Annotated in this window: 25 protein-coding genes; 14 read left to right on the plus strand and 11 right to left on the minus strand. The window is 40.1% G+C overall.

The window, feature by feature from the left end; all coding sequences use genetic code 11:
- Positions 1-3: 3 nt before the first annotated feature.
- Entirely contained in the window at positions 4-966 is a 963-nt protein-coding gene (locus MMO42_RS00100; protein WP_241318667.1) for a ribonuclease Z, read from the minus strand.
- A gap of 67 nt (positions 967-1033) precedes the next feature.
- Here MMO42_RS00100 and rtcR point away from each other — a divergent pair, with 67 nt between their 5' ends.
- Positions 1034-2635, plus strand: a complete 1602-nt coding sequence (gene rtcR / locus MMO42_RS00105; RefSeq protein ID WP_241318668.1) for an RNA repair transcriptional activator RtcR — start codon at positions 1034-1036, stop codon at positions 2633-2635.
- On the opposite strand, the gene MMO42_RS00110 is transcribed toward rtcR, so the two are convergent.
- Together MMO42_RS00110 and MMO42_RS00115 are read right to left on the minus strand one after the other, a co-directional pair.
- Positions 2636-3706, minus strand: coding sequence for a DUF2157 domain-containing protein (locus MMO42_RS00110; RefSeq protein ID WP_241318669.1), 1071 nt, complete (start codon positions 3704-3706; stop codon positions 2636-2638).
- Positions 3707-3796: 90 nt separating this feature from the next.
- Entirely contained in the window at positions 3797-4426 is a 630-nt protein-coding gene (locus tag MMO42_RS00115; RefSeq protein ID WP_241318670.1) for a hydrolase, read from the minus strand.
- Positions 4427-4550: 124 nt separating this feature from the next.
- On the opposite strand from MMO42_RS00115, the gene yaaA reads away from it, so the two are divergent.
- From yaaA to MMO42_RS00135, 4 genes are read left to right on the plus strand one after another with little or no spacing between them, the layout of a single operon-like run.
- Positions 4551-5333, plus strand: coding sequence for a peroxide stress protein YaaA (gene yaaA, locus MMO42_RS00120; protein ID WP_241318671.1), 783 nt, complete (start codon positions 4551-4553; stop codon positions 5331-5333).
- A 21-nt stretch (positions 5334-5354) separates the two neighbouring features.
- Positions 5355-5618, plus strand: coding sequence for a hypothetical protein (locus tag MMO42_RS00125; protein WP_005053756.1), 264 nt, complete (start codon positions 5355-5357; stop codon positions 5616-5618).
- Positions 5619-5627: 9 nt separating this feature from the next.
- The gene (locus tag MMO42_RS00130; RefSeq protein WP_241318672.1) at positions 5628-6251 is read left to right on the plus strand and encodes a metal-dependent hydrolase; all 624 of its coding nucleotides are present in this window, start codon (positions 5628-5630) and stop codon (positions 6249-6251) included.
- Positions 6241-6642: a hypothetical protein gene (locus MMO42_RS00135; protein ID WP_241318673.1), complete on the plus strand. Its 402-nt coding sequence runs from the start codon at positions 6241-6243 to the stop codon at positions 6640-6642. Before MMO42_RS00130 ends, MMO42_RS00135 begins: the two co-directional genes overlap by 11 nt.
- Positions 6643-6649: 7 nt before the next feature.
- Here MMO42_RS00135 and MMO42_RS00140 read toward each other — a convergent pair whose 3' ends face one another.
- The 6 genes from MMO42_RS00140 to MMO42_RS00165 form a co-directional block, all read right to left on the minus strand.
- Positions 6650-6982, minus strand: a complete 333-nt coding sequence (locus tag MMO42_RS00140) for a hypothetical protein (protein WP_241318674.1) — start codon at positions 6980-6982, stop codon at positions 6650-6652.
- Positions 6983-7110: 128 nt separating this feature from the next.
- The gene (locus MMO42_RS00145; RefSeq protein ID WP_004639328.1) at positions 7111-7896 is read right to left on the minus strand and encodes a thiazole synthase; all 786 of its coding nucleotides are present in this window, start codon (positions 7894-7896) and stop codon (positions 7111-7113) included.
- A gap of 23 nt (positions 7897-7919) precedes the next feature.
- Entirely contained in the window at positions 7920-8117 is a 198-nt protein-coding gene (thiS, locus tag MMO42_RS00150) for a sulfur carrier protein ThiS (protein WP_241318675.1), read from the minus strand.
- A 9-nt stretch (positions 8118-8126) separates the two neighbouring features.
- Positions 8127-8492: a DUF423 domain-containing protein gene (locus tag MMO42_RS00155; RefSeq protein WP_005294706.1), complete on the minus strand. Its 366-nt coding sequence runs from the start codon at positions 8490-8492 to the stop codon at positions 8127-8129.
- Positions 8493-8599: 107 nt separating this feature from the next.
- Entirely contained in the window at positions 8600-9469 is an 870-nt protein-coding gene (gene rpoH / locus MMO42_RS00160; RefSeq protein WP_005294703.1) for an RNA polymerase sigma factor RpoH, read from the minus strand.
- 131 nt (positions 9470-9600) lie between these two features.
- Positions 9601-9840 carry a sulfurtransferase TusA family protein gene (locus MMO42_RS00165; protein ID WP_241318676.1) on the minus strand — a complete coding sequence of 80 codons (240 nt, stop codon included), beginning with the start codon at positions 9838-9840 and terminating at the stop codon, positions 9601-9603.
- A gap of 356 nt (positions 9841-10196) precedes the next feature.
- Here MMO42_RS00165 and MMO42_RS00170 point away from each other — a divergent pair, with 356 nt between their 5' ends.
- The 3 genes from MMO42_RS00170 (at position 10197) to fba (ending at position 12919) form a co-directional block, all read left to right on the plus strand.
- Positions 10197-10409, plus strand: coding sequence for a cold-shock protein (locus MMO42_RS00170; RefSeq protein WP_004653893.1), 213 nt, complete (start codon positions 10197-10199; stop codon positions 10407-10409).
- 109 nt (positions 10410-10518) lie between these two features.
- Positions 10519-11670: an ATP-dependent RNA helicase RhlB gene (gene rhlB / locus MMO42_RS00175; protein ID WP_005294698.1), complete on the plus strand. Its 1152-nt coding sequence runs from the start codon at positions 10519-10521 to the stop codon at positions 11668-11670.
- Positions 11671-11881: 211 nt separating this feature from the next.
- The gene (gene fba, locus MMO42_RS00180) at positions 11882-12919 is read left to right on the plus strand and encodes a class II fructose-bisphosphate aldolase (protein WP_005153496.1); all 1038 of its coding nucleotides are present in this window, start codon (positions 11882-11884) and stop codon (positions 12917-12919) included.
- Positions 12920-13019: 100 nt separating this feature from the next.
- On the opposite strand, the gene MMO42_RS00185 is transcribed toward fba, so the two are convergent.
- The gene (locus MMO42_RS00185; RefSeq protein WP_241318677.1) at positions 13020-14333 is read right to left on the minus strand and encodes a peptidylprolyl isomerase; all 1314 of its coding nucleotides are present in this window, start codon (positions 14331-14333) and stop codon (positions 13020-13022) included.
- Positions 14333-16804 (minus strand): LPS assembly protein LptD, encoded by a 2472-nt coding sequence (gene lptD, locus MMO42_RS00190; RefSeq protein ID WP_241318678.1) that lies wholly within the window; start codon positions 16802-16804, stop codon positions 14333-14335. Before lptD ends, MMO42_RS00185 begins: the two co-directional genes overlap by 1 nt.
- 118 nt (positions 16805-16922) lie before the next feature.
- On the opposite strand from lptD, the gene MMO42_RS00195 reads away from it, so the two are divergent.
- From MMO42_RS00195 to MMO42_RS00220, 6 genes are all read left to right on the plus strand, one after another.
- Positions 16923-17936: a phosphotransferase gene (locus tag MMO42_RS00195; RefSeq protein WP_241318679.1), complete on the plus strand. Its 1014-nt coding sequence runs from the start codon at positions 16923-16925 to the stop codon at positions 17934-17936.
- A complete protein-coding gene (gene murU, locus MMO42_RS00200) occupies positions 17936-18625 on the plus strand; it encodes an N-acetylmuramate alpha-1-phosphate uridylyltransferase MurU (RefSeq protein ID WP_241318680.1) in 690 nt (229 codons plus the stop codon). The genes MMO42_RS00195 and murU overlap by 1 nt, the downstream gene beginning before the upstream one ends.
- Positions 18626-18800: 175 nt before the next feature.
- On the plus strand, positions 18801-19436 hold the full coding sequence (gene rsmG / locus MMO42_RS00205; RefSeq protein ID WP_004806608.1) for a 16S rRNA (guanine(527)-N(7))-methyltransferase RsmG: 636 nt from the start codon (positions 18801-18803) through the stop codon (positions 19434-19436).
- Positions 19437-19454: 18 nt separating this feature from the next.
- On the plus strand, positions 19455-20237 hold the full coding sequence (locus MMO42_RS00210; protein ID WP_005294681.1) for a ParA family protein: 783 nt from the start codon (positions 19455-19457) through the stop codon (positions 20235-20237).
- Positions 20234-21121, plus strand: coding sequence for a ParB/RepB/Spo0J family partition protein (locus tag MMO42_RS00215; protein ID WP_241318681.1), 888 nt, complete (start codon positions 20234-20236; stop codon positions 21119-21121). Before MMO42_RS00210 ends, MMO42_RS00215 begins: the two co-directional genes overlap by 4 nt.
- Positions 21122-21168: 47 nt before the next feature.
- Positions 21169-21798 carry a MotA/TolQ/ExbB proton channel family protein gene (locus tag MMO42_RS00220; RefSeq protein ID WP_005294679.1) on the plus strand — a complete coding sequence of 210 codons (630 nt, stop codon included), beginning with the start codon at positions 21169-21171 and terminating at the stop codon, positions 21796-21798.
- The last annotated feature ends 14 nt before the right edge of the window (positions 21799-21812 follow it).

The raw sequence follows: 21812 nt of genomic DNA on the forward strand, positions 1-21812 counted from the left end.
ATGTTATTTAGGATTTACTTTACTGAGTTGACCTGTCTCATCTAAGCTAAATTGATCGAAATCATGGGCTAAATAGAAGTTGCCTTGATAGAAAGCTTGCACTTCTTCTGTGATGGCTTGCTGTCCAGCACTATCTTGATGTCTTGGACTAAAGTGCGTCAGGATCAGATTGCTTAGACCCTGTTGTTGAGCAAATTCAGCAACTATTTTTGCTGAGCTATGCATTGGGTTTGGACCCACTTTATCTAAAATAGCTTGGGTGTAGGTGCTTTCATGAATCAACAGTTGAGCATCTTCACAAGCCTGCGCCAATAATTCAGGACGGTCATTATCGCCGCCGACAATAGCATGTGCGCGTTGGATCTGTAACTGGGTAAAATCGACGGCTTTTAAAGTTTGCCCATTGAATTGGATGTCCAGACCTTGTTGTAAATCACCCCAAGCTCTGCCTTTTGGCACACCGAGTTGAATCAAAGCCTGTGTATCTAATCGCTTTTGAGTGTATTGCGAAATAATACTAAATGCAAAGCTGGCTACACGATGACTGAGTGGGTGGGCTTGAATTGAAAGATTATCGGTCAGTTGCTGTATCTGAGTCGCTTCATTTACATCGATAAAGTGGAGTGGGTAAGGTAAATGCAGATCAGTAAGCTGTGCTGTAACTTCAATCCATTGTTGAATTTCTTTAGGCGCGATAATGGTTAAAGGTGTAGTACGGGCATTCATACCTGCACTTGCAAGTAAGCCGATTAGACCATAGCAGTGATCGCCGTGAACATGGCTAATGCAGATCGCAATTAAGCTTTGTAATGAAAGCTTGGCCTGCTGAATTCGATGCTGAGTGCCTTCACCTGCATCAACCAATATCCAATCTTTATTCTTGCTGTTTCGGATGGCTAAACCAGAAACGTTGCGTGTCAGTGTGGGTACACCAGAAGATGTACCTAAGAAAGTAAAATGAAGCATATTGTTGGAATTTTTCACTGAAATGCGTATTGTATATGATAGAGATGTATAAAATATTATAGAAATTATGGTGAATGCAAAGAAAACTGTCGTAATTGGCTTTGTTGGTTCTACTTTAGATCAGGGAAAGCGTCCAGATCGATGGCAACGCTGGCGTCCGACTTTGAGCCTTCTAATGCATGAGGATTTGATTGTCGATGAACTGGTGCTACTACACGATCGGCAACACCATAATTTAGTCAAGTTTATTGCTGAAGATGCACAGAATGTATCTCCATCAACCACAGTGTCAGGTCATCGAGTGAGTATTCGTGATCCTTGGGATTTTGCCGAGGTTTATGGTGCGCTGTATGACTTTGTAAAAACGTATCCATTTGATACTGAAAAAAATAACTATCTTTTGCATATCACTACAGGTACACACGTGGGTCAAATCTGCTGGTATCTTCTAGTTGATGCCAATTATTTACCTGCCAAGCTGATTCAAAGTGCGCCAAATCAACAGAAAACATCAGAAGGTGAATATCGCATCATTGATCTGGATTTGTCTCGCTATGATGTTCTAAAGCAGCGTTTTGAAGACGAGCAGCAACAAAACTGGCAACAACTGAAAGCCAATATTTCAACTTATAACCATGAATTCAATCAACTCATTACCGAGGTTGAGTTGGTGGCAACACGCTCGAGTGCTCCGATTTTGATTATGGGAGCAACAGGGGTTGGAAAATCACACTTAGCTAAACAAATCTTTCTATTAAAAAAGGATAAGTTTCATTTAAGTGGACGCTTTATTGACGTGAATTGTGCAACGTTACGTGGTGATAGTGCCATGTCCAGTTTGTTTGGTCATATCAAAGGTGCATTTACTGGCGCAGCAGCTTCGCGAACAGGATTATTGAAAAGTGCCGATCAGGGTATTCTGTTTTTGGATGAGATTGGTGAACTTGGATTGGATGAACAAGCGATGCTACTCAAGGCACTTGAGGACAAATCCTTTTTTCCTGTGGGAAGTGATAAAGAAGTTCAGGCAGATTTTCAATTGATTGCAGGGACGAATAAAGACCTAAGAGCCGAAGTGCAAGCAGGGCGCTTTCGTGAAGATTTATGGGCGCGACTCAATACATGGACTTTCTTTTTGCCCAATCTTAAAGATCGAATCGAAGATATTGCACCGAATATTGAGTTTGAATTGCAACGCTTTGCAGTAAATCATCAACGACAGTTACGGTTTCAACGAGATGCACTCGATGTGTATTTGAAATTTGCCAAGTCTAGAGAAGCATCATGGCAGGGCAATTTCCGTGATTTGACCGCCAGCGTGACACGATTAGCGACTTTATCTAGTGGTGAGCTGATCCGCTCAGAGACGGTGGAAAAAGAGATTCAGCGTTTAAAGCAATTGTGGTCGATTCAAACAGCACAAGAACAATCTGCTGAAGCGGATATTTTACTCAAATATTTAGATCAAACGCAGTTGAGCGAGATCGATGAGTTTGATCAGATTCAACTACGTGGCGTACTTCATGTTTGTGAAAATGCCAAGTCCATGGCTGATGCTGGACGTCAACTGTTTGCAGCTTCACGCCAGCAACGTAATAGCACCAATGACAGTGACCGAGTCAAAAAGTATTTGGCTCGGTTTGGTTTGAGTTGGAGTGACTTCCAGTAATCATTTACCTAGATGATCTTTCTTGCTTTGCGATTGGTTGGTTAGAAACTCTAAATTCCAGAGCTTTTCGGCATGTCGACCAAGCCACCAGAAAGATGCTGCCAGCAGAATAAAGAAAATGGCTTTATGCATACCATTCCAAAAGAACTCAAAATACTTGGTGTAGAGGTTAATGAATAAAAAGGTGATACCAAAACCACGTGAGGTAGCATCATCGTGCTTTAAACCATAAACAATTGCGATGATGGCAATAAAGGCAAACAAGACACCCCAGTGCAACAGCTCATATTGTTTAACGTTATACCAACTACTCAAGTCCCCATAATTGCCAAAGATTGAGAGAATCCACAAGGCAATAAACAGATACAGCAGACCCATGACATAAGTTGAATGTGCAAAATCCCTAAAATACGCATGGCGTTTAAATAACAGGCTCAACCCAATCAATGCACCACCAAAAAAGACAAAGCGTAAAGGAAAGTTCATCCCTAGATAATACGCACCCCAGCCAGACATATAACCTGTTTCAGTCCCGAACCATGAACCCAGTGAAAGTAAGGAAAACACCCAAATTAATTTGGATGGGAACCAGAAGGCAAGTGCTGCATAAATGATGGTTGAGAGCAGGAATAATAAAGAGAAATGTCCGCTGCCTGTATCAATGGCTTGTCCGAAATAAGCTACAGAGGCTGCGGTGGAGAGCACACCAGCAAAAATAATGGCTTCATTGCTAAATTGATGCAGCGGTTTAGTTTTGCGTCGTCTGTAAGCAAAGCCATAAAAGGCCGCAGCAACTACTGCAAAAATCAGACAAGGAATGATTTTGGAATCAACAAAGATTTTTTCAATCAGTTCCATTAAAAACTGATCTGCAGTAATTGCTGCGATGGCAATCACGGCACAAATCATCGAAATCCAGAATGAGTATTTTGCCAAACGTTCCCAGTCAAAAGGTCGAATCGAAAAACTCTGATTTAAATCGTCGGCTACATCGGGCGTAATCGTGCCTTGTTGTTGCCATTGTTCAATGGTTTGCTTTAAAAAAAGTCCTTGTTTTTTATTTAATTTCATTTAAGAACCCGAATGTCTGTACATCTATACTGATATAACAGACATTGGATTGAAAAGACGTATAGTTTTCTTAGTAATTTGTTGTTAAGTCTACAGTTTTAAAAAGCGAGCAATGACTTGTCTGAGCTGTTTTAAATAACCTGTGAAGAAATGATTGGCACCTGGCAAAATCGTGATTGGATGTTTTTGTGGTTTTGCCCATGCAACCATATCTGAAAGCAAAGTAATATCATCTTGCTCGCCATGAACAAATAAGATATCGCCGTCAATTGCAGGGGTTTTATAATGGCGCAAGTCAACCACTGAACCTGTTGGCAAGCCACATAACACCAATTGCTTCGGACGTAAATCATTGCTGAGTTGTGCTTGGCATTTTGCGAGTACATGTGAACCAAAGCTAAAACCACCTGCGTAGAAGGTTAAACCTGCATGCTTCTCACGTGCATATTCAATCACAGTCATAATATCATCAGTTTCGCCGTGCCCTTGGTCATGTGTACCTTCGCTGCCAGCTAAACCGCGAAAACTTGGACGATAGACAATACAGCCCATTTCATTGAAAATCTGAGCCAATAAAACAGGGACTTTGTGGTGTGGTGTACCGCCTTGTAAAGGATGTGGATGGCAAACAACAGCAAAACCTGTGATTTCACCTTGGGGTTGATCGACAAACATTTCGATTTGACCAACAGGACCTTGGATGAATAATTGCTCAGACATAAGATACGCAATGGATAATGGAAGAATCCACTATTTTACCGATAAAACTGAACGAGAACACGAATTGGCATTAAAAATTATCAGCTGTTATAGTTTCACCAAGATAAATTTATTTTGATTGATTATGCTTGCTTTAATTTCTCCTGCCAAAACACTTGATTACACGACTGCTTTACCAACGGACACTTATACTCAACCTCGTTTATTGGCGCAATCTCAACAGCTGATCGATGTTTGTCGTAAGCTTTCAGCGACAGAAATCGCTTCATTGATGACGGTAAGTGAAAAAATTGCCAACTTAAATGCAGAGCGTTTTCGAGACTGGAATGCTGATTTTGATTTTTCCAATGCACGCCAAGCGATGTTTGCTTTTAAAGGGGATGTGTATACAGGTCTGGATGCCTATCACTTAAAAGATCAAGATATTGATTTCGCCCAACAGCATTTGCGGATGTTGTCTGGACTTTATGGTTTATTGCGTCCGTTGGATTTGATGATGCCATATCGCTTGGAGATGGGTACAAAATTAAAAAACAAGCGTGGTCATAATCTATATGAGTTCTGGGGCAGTATCATTACCAATCAAATTAACCAAGATTTAGCTGAAATTGATTCGAAAGTATTGGTAAATTTAGCCTCTGACGAATATTATAAATCTGTGAATGAGAAGAACATTCAGGCGGAAATTATTAAGCCTGTATTCTTGGATCAGAAGAATGGAAAATATAAAGTCATTAGTTTCTATGCGAAAAAAGCGCGTGGTCTCATGGCAAGATACTTGATTGAAAATAAATTAAGCCAAGTAGAACAATTAAAAGCATTTAATAGTGAAGGGTATTATTTTGATGCTGAAAGTTCATCGAATAAAGAATTGGTCTTTAAGCGAGATGAACAGCACGCATCTTAAATATGCCTTAGGCAGGGTGGGATGTTAACCAAAGAATATTTATTAAAACATGCAATTTCGTCTGACCAAGTCAGTATTAAAGGGCATTTGACTGAGCCTCGCAGTTATGGGGTCTATGCACTGCCTTTAGATCGGGATGGCTCTCGGCGGTTCAGATTTGGTAATCATCCTATGCGTCAACAGGAACTGAAACATGAGTTTGGTTCCTGTACCTTATATCAACTTTTTTTAGAGCGTAAAGACGCAGAATCTTTGGCAAAGTGGCTTAATAAAGAGATCCAGTGAGGATTGGCAATGCAGCAATATTTAACCGTATTAGAAAAATCATGGTTTGAGCTGCATCAGCATTATCATTTTTCTGAACCGCAGAAAGTTTTTAACAAGTTGATTGTTGCCTATAGTGAAAAGCAGCGGGCGTATCATACCGTTCAGCATTTATATGAGTGTTTGGTTTTACTTGAATCCATTCGGGCTGATTTGAATGATGCAGATGCTGTAGCATTGGCACTCTGGTTCCATGATGCGGTTTATGATCCGCAAGCGAAAGATAATGAATTAAAAAGTGCTGAATTATTTGAGCAGTATTTGGTTCAAGATTTACCTGTAGATATCGTTGGGAAAATAAAACGATGGATTGTCGCGACGCAAAAGCATGCATCGACTGATGAGCTAGATTTGCAATTTTTGTTGGATATTGATTTAGCGATCTTGGCTGCATCTCCAGTGCGTTTTGCAGAATATGAACAACAGATTCAAAAAGAGTATGCTTGGGTTGATCCTGATGTTTATTCTATTAAAAGAAAAGAAGTTTTAGCGCATTTTTATCAAGCAGAACCGCTGTATCAAACGGAGTATTTTCAAAAGAATTTTGAGCAAAGAGCGAAAGGGAATTTGAGGGAAATATTGGATGGAAAATAGTTTAAATATTCCTAAGTTCCCTAACGCAAATGCTAGGATGGCATTGGCAAAGCGATTGAATTTGCCTTACCACGAGAATATGCAAGATTGGGAGTATGAAGTTGCTGATGCAGTCCTCATAGATGACTTTTTGAATGCTTATGATCTAAACGATATTACAGAAGATGAACGAATTTTGCTGATTGAAATGCTTTTTCAAGCTTTTGAGGAAATGGATGATTTAGAGAAAGACACTCGTTGGTATCGGACATTATCTATTGTTGAAAATAATCTTTATTTGCATACACAAACAGTTCTTTATTGGGCAAATGGAGCAGAGCCATTTGAGGATAGTTGGAATATAGCGCCTTTTATTAGAAAACTGAGAGATCAGTATAATTTGAAAAAATAAAATTCAATTATGGATAATATTTTATCCCTTTATGAATATACTTTTTCCCTTGATAGAATAAATAAGATGAGTAATTATCATCTATCATTAGTTTGATTGAATAGTCACATAATTTATAAAACAGTGTATGCTCAAGATCAGTTTCAATAGGTCGTATTACACCTCTACCAAGAATATCCATAATATCATTCTTATAAATATCTAGATCCTCTTTGTTTTCCCACCACGTTATAATTTCTGTAAGCGTCTCAAAAGGGGTTTCCCAAAAAAACTCTTCAGCGCCATATTCGAGTTGAACGGGTATGATTTCATATGTTGGTTCTAAAATAAAATCTGTCACAAACCACCTCTTTTCCTCATTTTATTGTAGCGATGTTTATTTATACTTTTTATGATAACAATTGTTTGAAAAAATTATGCGAATGTAGTGGGCGAACACCGTTCGCCCTAGGGCATGATGAAATTGCTTTACTTAAAGAAATACCCTGTCTCGGGTGAACTCGCATTCGCCATACGCTTACGTGGCATACGACCTGCTAAAAATGCTTCACGACCTGCTTCAACCGCTTTTTTCATTGCAGAAGCCATCAAAATTGGATTTTGAGCAGCAGCAATCGCGGTATTCATCAATACACCATCGCAGCCCAATTCCATTGCAATGGCAGCATCACTGGCTGTACCGACACCAGCATCGACCAAGACAGGTACTTTGGCATTTTCCTTAATGATGGAAATGGTGTGTGGATTGAGAATGCCCAAGCCTGAACCAATCAAACTACCCAAAGGCATAATTGCTACACAGCCCATGCTTTCAAGTTCTTGCGCAACAATCGGGTCATCCGAGGTGTAGACCATGATTTCAAAACCATCATCAATCAATGTTTGCGCTGCTTTTAGCGTTGCGGTCACATTGGGATATAAGGTTTTTTCGTCACCGAGAACTTCTAACTTAACCAGATTGTGACCATCAAGCAGTTCACGTGCCAGCATACAGGTACGAATCGCGCTATCTGCATCGAAGCAGCCTGCGGTATTTGGCAGAATCGTGTATTTCTCAGGTGGAATCACTGAAAGTAAGTTCGGTTGATCTGCATGTTGACCGATGTTTACACGACGAATCGCAACGGTAACAATCTCTGCACCACTGGCTTGAATAGCTAAATCGGTTTCATTTAAATCTTTGTATTTACCAGTTCCGACCAATAAACGTGATTGAAACGTCCGTGAACCAATAATTAAAGGGGAATCTTGCATGGGCTTACTCCATTTTTAGCCAATCAGCCGCCACCAACAGCTTGAATAATTTCAATACGATCTTCAGGAGCAATGACAGTTTGCTCAAGTCTACTTTTCGGAATAATCTGTTGGTTTTTCTCTACAGCGAAGCGCTTGCCTTCAAGTGCTAAGCTTTGAATCAATTGCTGTAGATTTTCACAAGACGTGTCTGTTGACTCGCCGTTTAAATAGATGTGCATGATCAATCCTTATTTCGCATGCTTAATCGCTTGCCATGCGAGTAGCACCCAGCCTGCAATCATAAATGCACCACCAATCGGAGTGATTGCACCTAAGATTCGAGGTAAACCAAGCGCCATAATGTACAACGAACCGCAGAAAAAGATGATACCAATTTGCATCAAAATAAAAGGAATTTTTATTGGAAAAGTTGGTGTGGTTTTATATAGAACACCCAATATCAGCATGCCAAGTGCATGGTAGAAGAAATATTGAGTTGCTGTACTCCACCAAGCCAGTTGCTCAGGTGTTGCAAAAGATTTGAGACCATGTGCACCGAAAGCACCTAACATGACCGCAAGCGCAAGATTAAGCGCAGAGATTGCTATCCACATAATGAGAATGGAACTAGAAATTTGATGAACAAACTTAACATATTCGGGTGTTTAAACAAAGCCAGATAAAACAAAAGGGCATGAAAGCCCTTGTGTTTGATTTAATCTTAACTCGCAGACATGGCAGTTTTGATTTTTTCCATTGCATTTTTTTCTAGCTGGCGGATACGCTCAGCAGAAACGTTATATTCAGCAGCCAACTCATGTAAAGTTGATTTGTCATCATCTAACCAGCGGCGTTGCAAAATATTACGTGAACGGTCATCAAGCTGATCCATTGCTTCATGCAGGGCAGAAGTACTTTGCTGTTCGTAATCTTCTTCTTCTACAAGACGTGCTGGATCGTAACGATTATCTTCTAGAAAAAGTGCAGGTGCCGTATGGGGCGTGTCATCATCGTCATCGCCCTGTGCTTCAAAAGCAGCATCATAGGCGGTTAAACGACCTTCCATCTCTAACACTTGTTCAGGTGTCACATTCAAATCATTGGCAATTGATTTTGCTTCTTCTAGCGTTAATCGTTTGCTTGATTTTTTAAGGCTACGCAAATTGAAGAATAATTTACGTTGTGCCTTGGTGGTCGCAATTTTGACAATACGCCAGTTACGAATCACGTATTCATGAATTTCAGCTTTGATCCAGTGCACGGCAAAAGAAACTAAACGAACACCCATATTGGGGTCGAAGCGTTTAACAGCTTTCATTAATCCAAGGTTACCTTCTTGAATGAGATCACCTTGTGGTAATCCGTAACCTGCATAACTACGTGCAATATGGACAACAAAGCGTAGATGCGACATTACCAATAGTTTGGCAGCATCGAGGTCTTGATCATAATAATAACGCTCAGCAAGTTCTTTTTCCTGCTCGGCCGTTAAAATTGGAATTTGATTGACAGTGCTGATATATGCACCAAGATTTACACCTGGCGCAGACAGTGACAGGGGCATCAATTGATTGCTGCTGTCAGTAGTCATGGAGTCTCCTTATAGGATGGTATTTAAGTCAACAATTTCATCTTAATGCGAATGTTCTTCATCACTAAGGAAATTTGAGTATAAAAATGTAAAGTTATCTAGTTTATCTTTAGCTAGAGTTTAGCAAAGAATCACGTAGTTTCAATTAAATAGTGAAATTCATTGTCTGAAATTTTTTGAGTTAAACATTGAAGTTGCTGAATTTGGCAATATCGTGTTACATCAATTTCACTGTGTGGATCTGAAGATTTCAATAGATATTGCTGTATGCCATTGGCTTTCTTTAACGCACGCTTCAACATCAAGAGTGGCATTGGACAGGGTTGTCCTAAAGCATCAATAATGACGGGCGAGTTGTGTGGGTTGCTCATATTCATCTAAATCGATTTTTTCATCATCATATTAACAAATTTTCGCGTAATTTTTGAGAGAAAAATTCCATTAAAAAAACAGCTAAATTATTGAAAAAAACAGATAGAAATATCGGAAATAACTAAAAAAACTTCTATTAATTGTAATAAACCCATGGTAAGCTCGATGCGTTTTAGAAAGTGTTTAATTAAATTTTATTATATTAAACTCTATAACAAATGGATGTAACCGGAAATTGTTGATAGTTTTACAGAATGATTACAAGCTTTAAAATTATAAATATTTTAAAACCTTGTTGGCTCTGCTGTTTGCAACACCGGAAGGTCCTTATCTTTCAATATCTGAGGATTGACTTATGACAGCTCGTGAACAAGGCGTAGTAAAGTGGTTTAACGACACTAAAGGCTTTGGTTTTATTCAGCGTAATGGTGGTGATGACGTATTTGTTCATTTCCGCGCAATTATGGGTGATGGCCACCGTTCTTTACGTGACGGCCAACGCGTAGAATTCAGTGTTGTTCAAGGACAAAAAGGTTTCCAGGCTGAAAACGTTCAGCCTTTAGACTAATTTGTTGCCTTAACGCAATAAAAAACGCCCCAATAAGATTGGGGCGTTTTTGTTTTTTATAGTTTATAATAGCGACTTTATTTTGCTCATTGATGGTTCGAGTGCATATATGACATCTGGTTTTGAAACCTTAAATTTACATCCGCAGCTGAAAAAAGCGATTGATGCTTTGGGTTTTACACAAATGACCCCAATTCAGCAAAAGGTTTTAAAATATACATTAGCAGGGCATGATGCCATTGGTCGAGCGCAAACGGGTACTGGGAAAACAGCTGCCTTTTTGATTAGTGTGATCAATGATCTATTAAATAATCCAGTTCAAGAGCAACGTTTCCGTGGTGAGCCACGCGCGTTAATTTTAGCACCAACACGTGAGTTGGCGCTACAGATTGAAAGTGATGCACAAGCACTCACGAAATTTTCAAATTTGCACCTTGTGACCTTATTGGGTGGTGTGGATTTTGACAAACAAAAGAAAATGCTGGATCGCAACTTCGTTGATATTATTGTTGCAACGCCTGGGCGTTTGATTGATTTTGTTGAGCAGAAAGAAGTTTGGTTGGATAAAATCGAATTTTTAGTGATTGATGAGGCCGATCGTTTACTTGATATGGGCTTTATTCCATCGGTTAAACGAATCGTTCGCTATTCACCGTTTAAAGAGCAACGCCAGACTTTAATGTTCTCTGCAACATTTAGCTATGATGTTTTAAATCTTGCACGTCAGTGGTTATTTGAACCAGTTACAGTAGAAATTGAACCTGAGCAAAAAACCAATAGTGATGTAGAGCAACGTGTCTATGTGGTTGCGAAAGAAGACAAGTATAAGCTTTTACAAGAAATTTTAAGAGAAGAGCCAATTGATAAGGTGATGATCTTTGCGAATCGCCGAGATCAGGTTCGTCGCTTGTACGATCATTTGAAACGCGATGGCTATAAAGTTGGTATGTTATCTGGTGAAATTGCCCAAGATAAGCGTTTAAAGATGCTTGATCAATTTAAGCAAGGTAAGAACAATATTATGATTGCAACAGATGTTGCAGGTCGTGGTATTCATGTGGACGGCGTTTCGCATGTGATTAACTATACCTTACCTGAACAGTCTGATGATTATGTGCATCGTATTGGTCGTACAGGTCGTGCGGGTGCGCAAGGTGTGAGTATTAGTTTCTTGTCGGAAGATGATGCATTCTATTTGCCAGAAATCGAAAAAGCGATTGGAAAAAAATTGCCGTTGACTCGTTTAGAAGGTTATTGCTAAGTCTTGATCAGTCTTATTTAGGTTTTTTAGAACAAGAAACTTTCTCTAAAAAAAGCCAAATCATTCTGTGATTTGGCTTTTTTGATTATTTAGTAAGAATTACTACTCAAATTACACAAAAGATTAAAGATTTTTTTAGAATTACTGTGATTAGTTGCTGAATTGAAATAGATCAACATGTAGAATATGCCGCATTACCTGGGAGGATATTATGGCTCTAATCTCAATGCGCCAGCTCTTGGATCACGCTGCAGAACATAACTACGGCGTACCAGCGTTTAACGTAAACAATTTAGAACAAATGCGTGCAATCATGCTCGCTGCGGATGCAACCAATTCACCTGTGATCGTGCAAGCTTCGGCTGGTGCGCGTAAATATGCAGGTGCACCTTTCTTACGTCATCTTATTTTAGCTGCGATTGAAGAATGGCCGCATATCCCAGTGGTAATGCATCAAGATCATGGTACTAGCCCTGATATTTGTCAGCGTTCAATCCAGTTGGGCTTTAGCTCAGTTATGATGGATGGTTCATTGGGCGAAGATGGCAAAACACCAACATCGTATGATTACAATGTGGATGTAACGCGTCGAGTTGTATCTATTGCGCATGCATGTGGTGTTTCAGTTGAAGGTGAAATCGGTTGCTTAGGTAGCCTTGAAACTGGTATGGCTGGTGAAGAAGATGGTGTGGGTGCAGAAGGTGTACTTGACCACTCTCAGTTGTTAACATCTGTTGAAGAAGCAACTCAGTTTGTTGCTGATACCAATGTAGATGCTTTGGCGATTGCTGTCGGTACTTCACACGGTGCATACAAGTTTACGCGTCCACCTACAGGCGATATCTTAGCAATTGACCGTATTAAAGAAATTCATGCTGCATTACCAAATACGCATCTTGTTATGCATGGTTCTAGCTCTGTACCACAAGAGTGGTTGGCAGTGATTAACCAGTATGGCGGTGATATTAAAGAAACTTATGGTGTGCCTGTTGATCAGCTTGTAGAAGCGATTAAGCATGGTGTACGTAAGATTAACATTGATACCGATTTGCGTTTGGCTTCTACTGGTGCAATGCGTCGTATGATGGCTGAGAAACCAAGTGAATTTGACCCACGTAAATTCTTTGGTGAAACAGTTGTAGCAATGAAAGAGATTTGTGTTGCACGTTACGAAGCATTCGGTACAGCGGGTAATGCAGACAAAATTCGTCCAATTTCTTTAGAGAAAATGGTTGATCGTTACAAATAATGAATTTGTAATGCAGAAAAATAGCGGCATTTGCCGCTATTTTTTTATTTCTATCAAGAGAATAAAAATGCCAGCAATTGCTGGCATTCTTTTAACTGATTTATTTCTGTTGTGCTTTTGAGTCTAGGCTTGCATCTTTAATTTCAACATAAGCATTGGCGCGAAGCTCACGCATCCAGCTATCTACTTCAGTATCAAACTGGCGTTCACCTAAGATTTGACGTGCCATACGTTCTTGAACTTCTTTGGTCATATCCTGTTCACGCGTATCCATGACTTGTAAGATATGCCAACCAAATTGGCTTTGGAACGGTTTGCTGATTTGTCCAACAGGTGTCTCTTTCATTACTTTTTCAAATTCAGGAACCATAACACCTGGGCTAACCCAACCTAAGCTACCGCCATCACGTGCTGAACCAGTGTCATTTGAATAAGTTGCAGCTAAAGTTGCAAAATCATCGCCTGCTTTAGCGCGATTGTAGAGGCTATCAATCATTTGCTTTGCACGATCCAAGCTAACCACTTCTGATGATTGAATTAGAATGTGGCGAGTTTGATATTGTGGAACTAAAGCTTTTTGCTCATTTTGTTTGCGTTCAAGCAACTTTAATACATGCACGCCATCACGAACATTGATCAGTTCAGTGGTTTGTCCAACTTGCAGTGGCGCAATACGTGCAGAAAGTTCAGTTGGGATGTCTGATAAAGAGCGGAAACCCATATCAGCACCATCAACTTTGACAGCCGCAGTTGATAATTTTGAACTGATTGCCTTGGCATCATCGCTGGTAGTAAGCGCTTGTTTCACTTGCTGTGCAACTTGCTGTACATCATTTGTATTTTCACCTGCGATACGCATGTGAATGACATGAACTTGTGTACCGAGTGCAGCTTGGCCTTCTGGTGACTTTAAGAAATTTTCAACATCGTGATCACTGATTTTGATGCGTGACATCACTTGTTGTTGGCGTAAGCGGCCAATGGCTAAATCTTCTGCAACACGGTTACGCAAATTTTCGTATGTACCGGGCGCAATCGCATCTAATTTTTGTTGAAATGCTTCTAGGCTGTTGGCACCTGATTGGTTTGCCACTTTTAGTACAGCCGCATTTAAACTTTTTTCATCTGGTTTAATGCCGTAACGTTTGACCTGTTCCAATTGCGCTTGACGAATGATCAATTGATCAAGCACCTGCATTTGTAAGTACTGCTGTGGCGGTACAGTTTTATTTTGCGCTTTTAACTGGTGTTCTGTCTCTGCAATCCCTTGATCTAAATCACTTTTTAGAATAACACTACTATCCACAACTGCAACAACCTCATCCGTAGGTTGTGCAAAGCTTTGCATTGATGAAGAAATTAGGGCAGCGAGAACAGTCGCTTTAAAGATATGTTGAAAAGGTTTTATCTTCATTAACGTTGTGTCCAAGATTGATTAATTTTGTTGAAACCTAAAACTCTGTTTTCGAGAAGAGAAGCAAGCTTATTGTTTAAAGCACCAAGGCCTTTTAGGGTGAACTCAGCCATCACTGCATTCTTTTTACGAACGTCTGGAGAATTTGGATCATCCAGATCGTTATAGTAAGAACGACCGTAGACTGAAACAGCCCAACAACACGACTCATAATTTACACCAAGTAAATATTCACGCATCACGTTGTTGTCGATGTCGTATTGAGCATGGCCCATAATACGCCAATTGTCTTTTACAGGTTGTATAAAGGATGCAACAACTTGATCATAGGCATCTTGACGATCAGGAATGTGCTTACGATAAAAATAGCCTAAGTTGTAAAGATTGCCTTTATCGCCAGTATAGTAGGCTTGAAAATCTCGTTGCGCATTGTCGCCATTAGACATCCAAGCTGAGTTTGACGAAATGGTGACGTTTTGATTGAGCTGACTTGATAAGCTAACAATAGGACCTGTACGGTTTTGAGTGTCAAAATCGTCAAGCTTTTCATTTAAGCTTACGCGACGGTCACTAAAATAATAACTTTGACCTACACTTGCTTTAATTCGCTCCAGGCCTTCCGTATCCAGTAAGCTATAAGTGACACCAAGTGACAGGAAGTTGTTGTCATCTAGGCGGTCATGACCATAGAAGCGATAAGGGTTAAAAAGTTGATCATAGTTGATCGATGCCGTGGTCGAATCAAAGTTAGGATGATCATCTTGCTTTTTATAAGGTGAGTAAGCATAAAAAGCACGAGGTGAAATACTTTGTAAGTATTTACCATCTTTTTCGAAAGTGACGCCTGTTGCAAAGGTGAACTGAGGAACGACGACTGATTTCTCTAAATCATCAGACGCTGAAAGTCCTCGTCCTTCTTTTGAGTCTTGATCAAAAAAGGTATTGATACTGCGAACAGAAACCTCTGGAATTGCATAGAACCAAGACGGGGTTAAATAGTTGTAGCGAACCGCAAATTGGTTGTAAATACGGGTACCACTCGATTCTAAAGCTGAACCATCATCGATGGATTTCTTAAAATAAGCCGTATCATTATTAAACTCATACTGCAGACCTTGTGGATCACCAGTAATATAATTTAATAGGAATTGTGGAAGTCGTGCATACGGTTTGTCTTTGTCTTCAATCGTTTTGTCCAAAGTTTGGAAATCTTCAACTTTTAACTGAGCTTTAAGACCTGGAATTCCATTTTGATAATTGAGTTCCCAAGCACGGCGTAAATTCAGATCCGTTCTAGTGTTGGGATTATTGTTAAAGTCAGCAAAATAATCTTTATCAGAGGCGTAGTTATATTCTAAATTGGTTGACCACTGATTGTTGATTTGCCACTTATGGAGGATATGAAGATCATCACGCGCTTCATTGTCATATTGATTGTCACTTGCAATATAACCACCCCAAATACGACCTGCACCAAAGTTTTCAGTCATATAGCGGAAGTCTGCATCTAATTTTGGACCACGTTTACTCATATAGCTTGGTGTAAGCGTGAGATCGTAATTAGGTGCAAGGTTGAGGTAGACTGGAGTGATGAGTTGTGCACCACCGTCATTGCTATAACCAAAATTCGGACTAAGAAGCCCCGTGGTACGACGGTCATCAATCGGGAAATTAAAATAAGGTACAGCCAGTACAGGAACATCTTTAATATAGAGTTTTGTATTACGGGTAACACCGCGACCTGTATCTTGGTTTAATTCAATTTCTTTGGCCTGAATTTTCCATGCGGGTTTTTGTTCAGGTGGGCAGGCTGTGTAGCTTGCATCTTTAAAAATAACTAAATTTTCATTGGCGCGTTTAATTTGGTTCGCATGACCATGTGCGTGTTGTTGCTCTGAGATGTAGAAACTATTGTTTAAATCACCTGTTTGGGTCTTTAAATTATAGTTAATCGCATCACTCTGAGTCAGTAACCCAGATTGAGCAATTTGGACACGACCTTCAGCATTGGCATATGTTTGCGTTGAGTCAATCGTGACTTGATCCGCACGAATGGTGCGACCTTCTTGGTCAATTACCACATTGCCTTGTAGAACAGAGTCACCAGTCGGGTTGTAATGCCCATAATCAGCGGTGAGCACAGAGGTGGTTGTACTCGCATCGCCAACTTTTGCTTCAGGATTAATCGGAGTGACCCAAGTTCCTTGGCAAAACGAAGAGCTTAAATAACGATTATCACGTAACTGTGCTTCTGGTGCTGATTTGTCTACATAATATTGCTGGAAAAAACTTTCCCCAGGATAACTTTCCTGATCTTGCTGTTCCTGATTTGGAATCGCTGCTTTAAGCTGTTTGTTGTCAAGCGTAGAGACAGCATCAGCTGGGGCCGCGAAACCTGATTGGATCGAGCCGCCACACAAGAGTGTCAAAATAGCTGTTGCTAAAGGATTAAATTTAAACTGATGTTTCATTGTCTCATTAACCAATACGCTAATTCACAATTAATTATTGTCGCATCATAGAGAAAAAGTTGATAAGTGGCTACACTTAAGCTTTCAAAATCTCAGCTAGTTTTAGATTTTATTGCAAATGAATACACAACGTGAACAATTGATACAAACTTGGCTTCAAGCCACCCTCCAATCTGATCAATTTGAGATCAACTTTTTGGCAGGAGATGCAAGCTTTCGCCGCTACGCGCGAATTAAGTTACAAAACAAAACATATATGCTCATGGATGCACCGCCTGAAAAAGAAGATTGTATTCCATTTGTTAGCATCGATGAGTTCTTTGACAAAAATGGTGTGCGTGTACCGCATATCGTTGCTAAAGACTTAACGTTAGGATTGTTGCTGTTAGAAGATTTTGGTGATGTTGTTTTATCAACTTTACTCAATGATGAGACAGTCGATCAATACTATGCACAAAGTTTCAAGCAATTGATTGAGTTACAGCAGATCGATGCTGATACGCAATTGCCAGCTTATTCTTATGAAAAGTTGATGACAGAAATGCGTCTGTTGACCGACTGGATGTTGCCATCATTGCAAATTCAGCCAACAGAGCAGCAACTTGAAACAATCGAACAAGCTTTCGACTTTCTTGCGATTGAAGCAACTCAACAGCCACAAGTGATCGTTCATCGTGATTTTCACAGTCGTAATTTGATGAAAATCGAAAATGAGCAAGAGCTGGGGGTGATTGATTTTCAGGATGCGGTGATTGGTGCGGATACATATGATCTAATTTCGATTACACGTGATGCCTACGTACAGTGGAATGCTGAACGTGTCTACGAATGGTTTGAGGTATTTTATAAACTCTTACCTGCAACTGCGAAAGAAAACCGTAGTTTTGAGCAGTTCAAGCGTGATGCAGATCTGATGGCGATTCAACGTCACCTGAAAATTCTTGGTATTTTTGTCCGTTTATTTGAACGTGATGGCAAGTCGGGCTATTTAAAAGATTTACCGCGTGTGATGTGGTATTTACTGGAAGAAAGCCAAGGGTATGATGAACTGAATGACTTTATGCAATTCATTCGTGACATCGTGATGCCGAAGTTTATTGAAAAATACGGTAATTACGAGGTTGCAGCCTAATGAAAGCGATGATTCTTGCTGCCGGTTTGGGCAATCGTATGCGTCCCTTGACCTTGCACACACCAAAGCCTTTACTCAAAGTTGGTGGCAAGCCACTGATTGTTTGGCATATCGAAAAGCTGCAAAAAATAGGCATTACCGAGATTGTGATTAATACAGCTTGGTTAGGTGAAAAACTTGCTGCTGTTTTAGGTGATGGTTCTCAGTTCGGTGTCACTATTTTGTGGTCACACGAAGGTGAAGGTCTAGAAACCGCAGGAGGTATCATCAATGCGCTGCCATTGCTGGGTGATGAGCCTTTTATTCTCGTCAATGGTGATGTCTGGACCACAATGGATTTTGCTTCTTTGTTAAATGTTCAGTTGGAGGATAAACAAGCGCATTTAGTGCTGGTTGAAAATCCACCCCAGCATTTAAAAGGTGACTTTATCCTTGCGAATGATTTGGCTTACACTTTTGAGCAGGAACAGTTGGGTGAGGCTTTAACTTATAGTGGTGTTGCGGTATTGGCACCACACATGTTTGTAGGTTTGGAAAATGGTAAACGACCTTTAGCGCCATTATTGAAACAAGCCATGCAGCAGCAGCAAGTTTCAGCTGAAAAGTTGCAAGGAATTTGGGTGGATGTTGGTACACCTGAGCGTTTGGAGCAGCTTGATCAACAAATCAAGCAGGGCGCATTCGCATAATAAAAAAATGCTTTGTCTATCTGTGATTTGCATAAGAAAAGACAAAAACTTAAAGGATTGTGCAGTTTATCATGCTTGTAAATGTTTAACTGCATAATCGTTCAACAAGTCCTGCTGTGCCTTGTATCAGAAATCGGTATACTGCACAGCAAGTTTATCGAGATGTCGCACTGTTATGCATCCTTTTTTTCAAGAATTAAAGCAAGGTAGTCAAGCTCTAGGTCTCAACCTGAGTGAAGAAGCCCTAACACTCTTATTGAAATATCAAGATGCGCTGGTGCTGTGGAATAAGGCATATAATTTAACGGCCATTCGTGAGCCGAAAGAAATGTTGGTTAAACATTTATTAGATAGTTTAAGTATTTTAAATGATTTGCCACAAGGCCGTTTATTAGATGTAGGTACGGGCGGTGGTATGCCGGGCATGATCATTGCATTATGTCAACCAGAACGTTCTTGTGTACTATTAGATTCGAATGGGAAAAAGATTCGTTTCTTAAAGCAATTTATTGCTGACTTAAAACTGAAAAATGTAATTGCAGTTCAAACACGTGTTGAAAATGAAGACAGCATTGGCGAACTTGGTCAGTTCGATGTCATTACAAGTCGAGCATTTGCTTCTTTGACTGATTTTGTTGATGCAGCACAACCTTATATGCATGAGCAAAGTATCATTGCGGCAATGAAAGGCTTGATCCCAGAGGATGAAGTTGAGCAGATGAAAGATCAGTATTCATGTAAGATCATTGAACTGCGTGTGCCGAGATTGGATGAACAGCGTCACTTACTTTTACTTCAACGTATTCAATAAAAAATATTAAGGGTAGTCATGGCTCAAATTATTGCGATTGCAAACCAAAAAGGTGGTGTGGGAAAAACCACGACAGCAGTCAATCTTGCTGCCTCTTTGGCGATCTTGAAAAAACGTGTCTTGTTAGTCGATATGGACTCACAAGGGAATGCCACCATGGGGTCAGGTATTCAAAAGAATGATTTACTTTACTCAGTCACAGATGTGTTGTTGGGTGAAGTGCCAATTGAAACTGCGATTCAAAAAGCAGAAGTAGGTTATAAAGTTTTAGGTGCAAACCGTGAGCTAGCAGGTGTAGAACTTGCCATTGCCGAGCAAGAAGGCCGAGAGTTTATTCTGAAGAATGCTTTGCAGGAAGTAGATGCTGCATTTGACTATATTATTGTCGATTGTGCGCCAAGCCTCAGCTTAATTACCGTCAATGCCTTGGCTGCCGTGAATGGTGTAATTATTCCAATGCAATGTGAATATTATGCTTTGGAAGGGTTGGCTGATCTTACCCAGACCATTGATCGTATACAAAAAGCCCTTAATCCAAACTTGGAAATTGTTGGGGTATTACGTACCATGTATGACGCTCGTAATGCGTTGACACGTGATGTGTCGGCAGAGTTGGAGCAATATTTTGGTAAAAAACTCTATGAAACGGTGATTCCTCGAAATATTCGCTTGGCAGAAGCACCTGCTCATGGTTTACCTGTAATCTATTTTGAAAAGAGTTCAAAAGGTGCAATTGCATATTTGAATTTAGCCGCAGAAATGTTGAAGAAAAGTAAAGTGAAAAAAGGAAGTGCTGTATGAGCATCAAAAAACGCGGATTGGCTAAAGGTCGTGGTTTAGATGCGCTATTAGGTTCAATTCAAAAAGAGAAATTGCAACTTGAAGCACAAGCCTTGGATCATGGTCAACTCAAGCAAATTGATGTCAGTTTATTGAAACGTGGTGAATATCAACCACGTAGCTTTATCCAAGAACAAGATTTACAAGAGCTTGCAGCATCGATTGAAAAACATGGCGTGATGCAGCCAATTGTGATTCGTCCTGTGGATGATGAACAACATCCTTACGAAATTATTGCGGGTGAACGTCGTTGGCGTGCTGCCCAATTAGCAGGTTTGGCAGAAATTCCGGCAATTGTGCGTGACTTAAATGATCAAGTCGCAATTGCTTTGGCGTTGATTGAAAATATTCAGCGTCAAGATCTTAATCCGATTGATCAAGCAGTTGCTTTACAGCGCTTCCATGATGAATTTGGTTTAAGTCACCAAGAAATTGCAGATACGGTAGGTAAGGCACGTACCACGGTGAGTAACCTGTTACGCTTATTGAGCTTGGCTGATCCGATTAAAGACTTGATGCAACAAGGTCAGATTGACATGGGGCATGCCCGTGCGATCCTGACGCTGAAGGCAAAAGATCAAATTGCGGTTGCACAAATCGTGATTGAAAAAGCTTTGTCGGTACGTCAAACTGAACAGTTAGTTCGTGAGTGGAGTGAACCAAAACCTGAAAAGGAAAAGGCTCAGATTTCTCCAGATATTGAACAATTGACTCAGAAGCTTTCCGAGCGTTTCGGAGCGAATGTGAAAATTGACCATAACCAGAAAGGTAAAGGGAAAATGGTCATTCATTACCACTCATTGGATGAATTGGATGGAATCCTCAATATTTGCTTACCTAACTAATCTTGAGGGCGCATCCTTTTATATTTTAGATATTATTGGGGAATAATATGTGGGAACTTGTGAAAGCGGGTGGCTGGTTAATGCTGCCCCTTATTCTTTCATCAATTTTTACGGTTGCCATTACAATTGAACGATACATTCGTTTAAAACGGTCACAAGTTTTACCGCAAGCATTGCTTGTAAATGGTTCTGATGTTGATGCAGTTATTGTGCAATTAGAACAAGAAGATGCTCAAAAAAGTCCATTAGGTCGTATTCTTAAATCTGGCTACGATCAGCGCGATCAAGGTGAGCAATTTGCCCGTGCGCAAATGGAAGCAACAGCTTCTCAAGAAATCAGTTATCTCGAAAAAAATATTAACTTTCTTGGAACCTTAAGTGCAATTGCGCCTTTGTTGGGCTTACTCGGCACAGTTCTGGGCATCATTGAGTCTTTTTTGGTGATTGATATCGGTTCTGCGGGCAATGCCAGTATGATGATGCCAGGTATTTCTAAGGCCTTGATTACCACAGCTGTCGGAATGCTGATTGCGATTCCTGCAATGATTGCATATCGTTATTTTCAGCGTGTAGTACATGAATATATTGCTGAATTAGAACAGCAATCAACCTTGTTCCATGCAGCACTTTTCTATAAAAAAGCTGCTCATGTCCAAGAACACCGTCGTGCAAGCTAAGCCGAGGTGGCATC

The sequence above is a fragment of the Acinetobacter sp. ANC 3882 genome (genome assembly GCF_022549545.1).
Taxonomy (GTDB): Bacteria; Pseudomonadota; Gammaproteobacteria; order Pseudomonadales; family Moraxellaceae; genus Acinetobacter.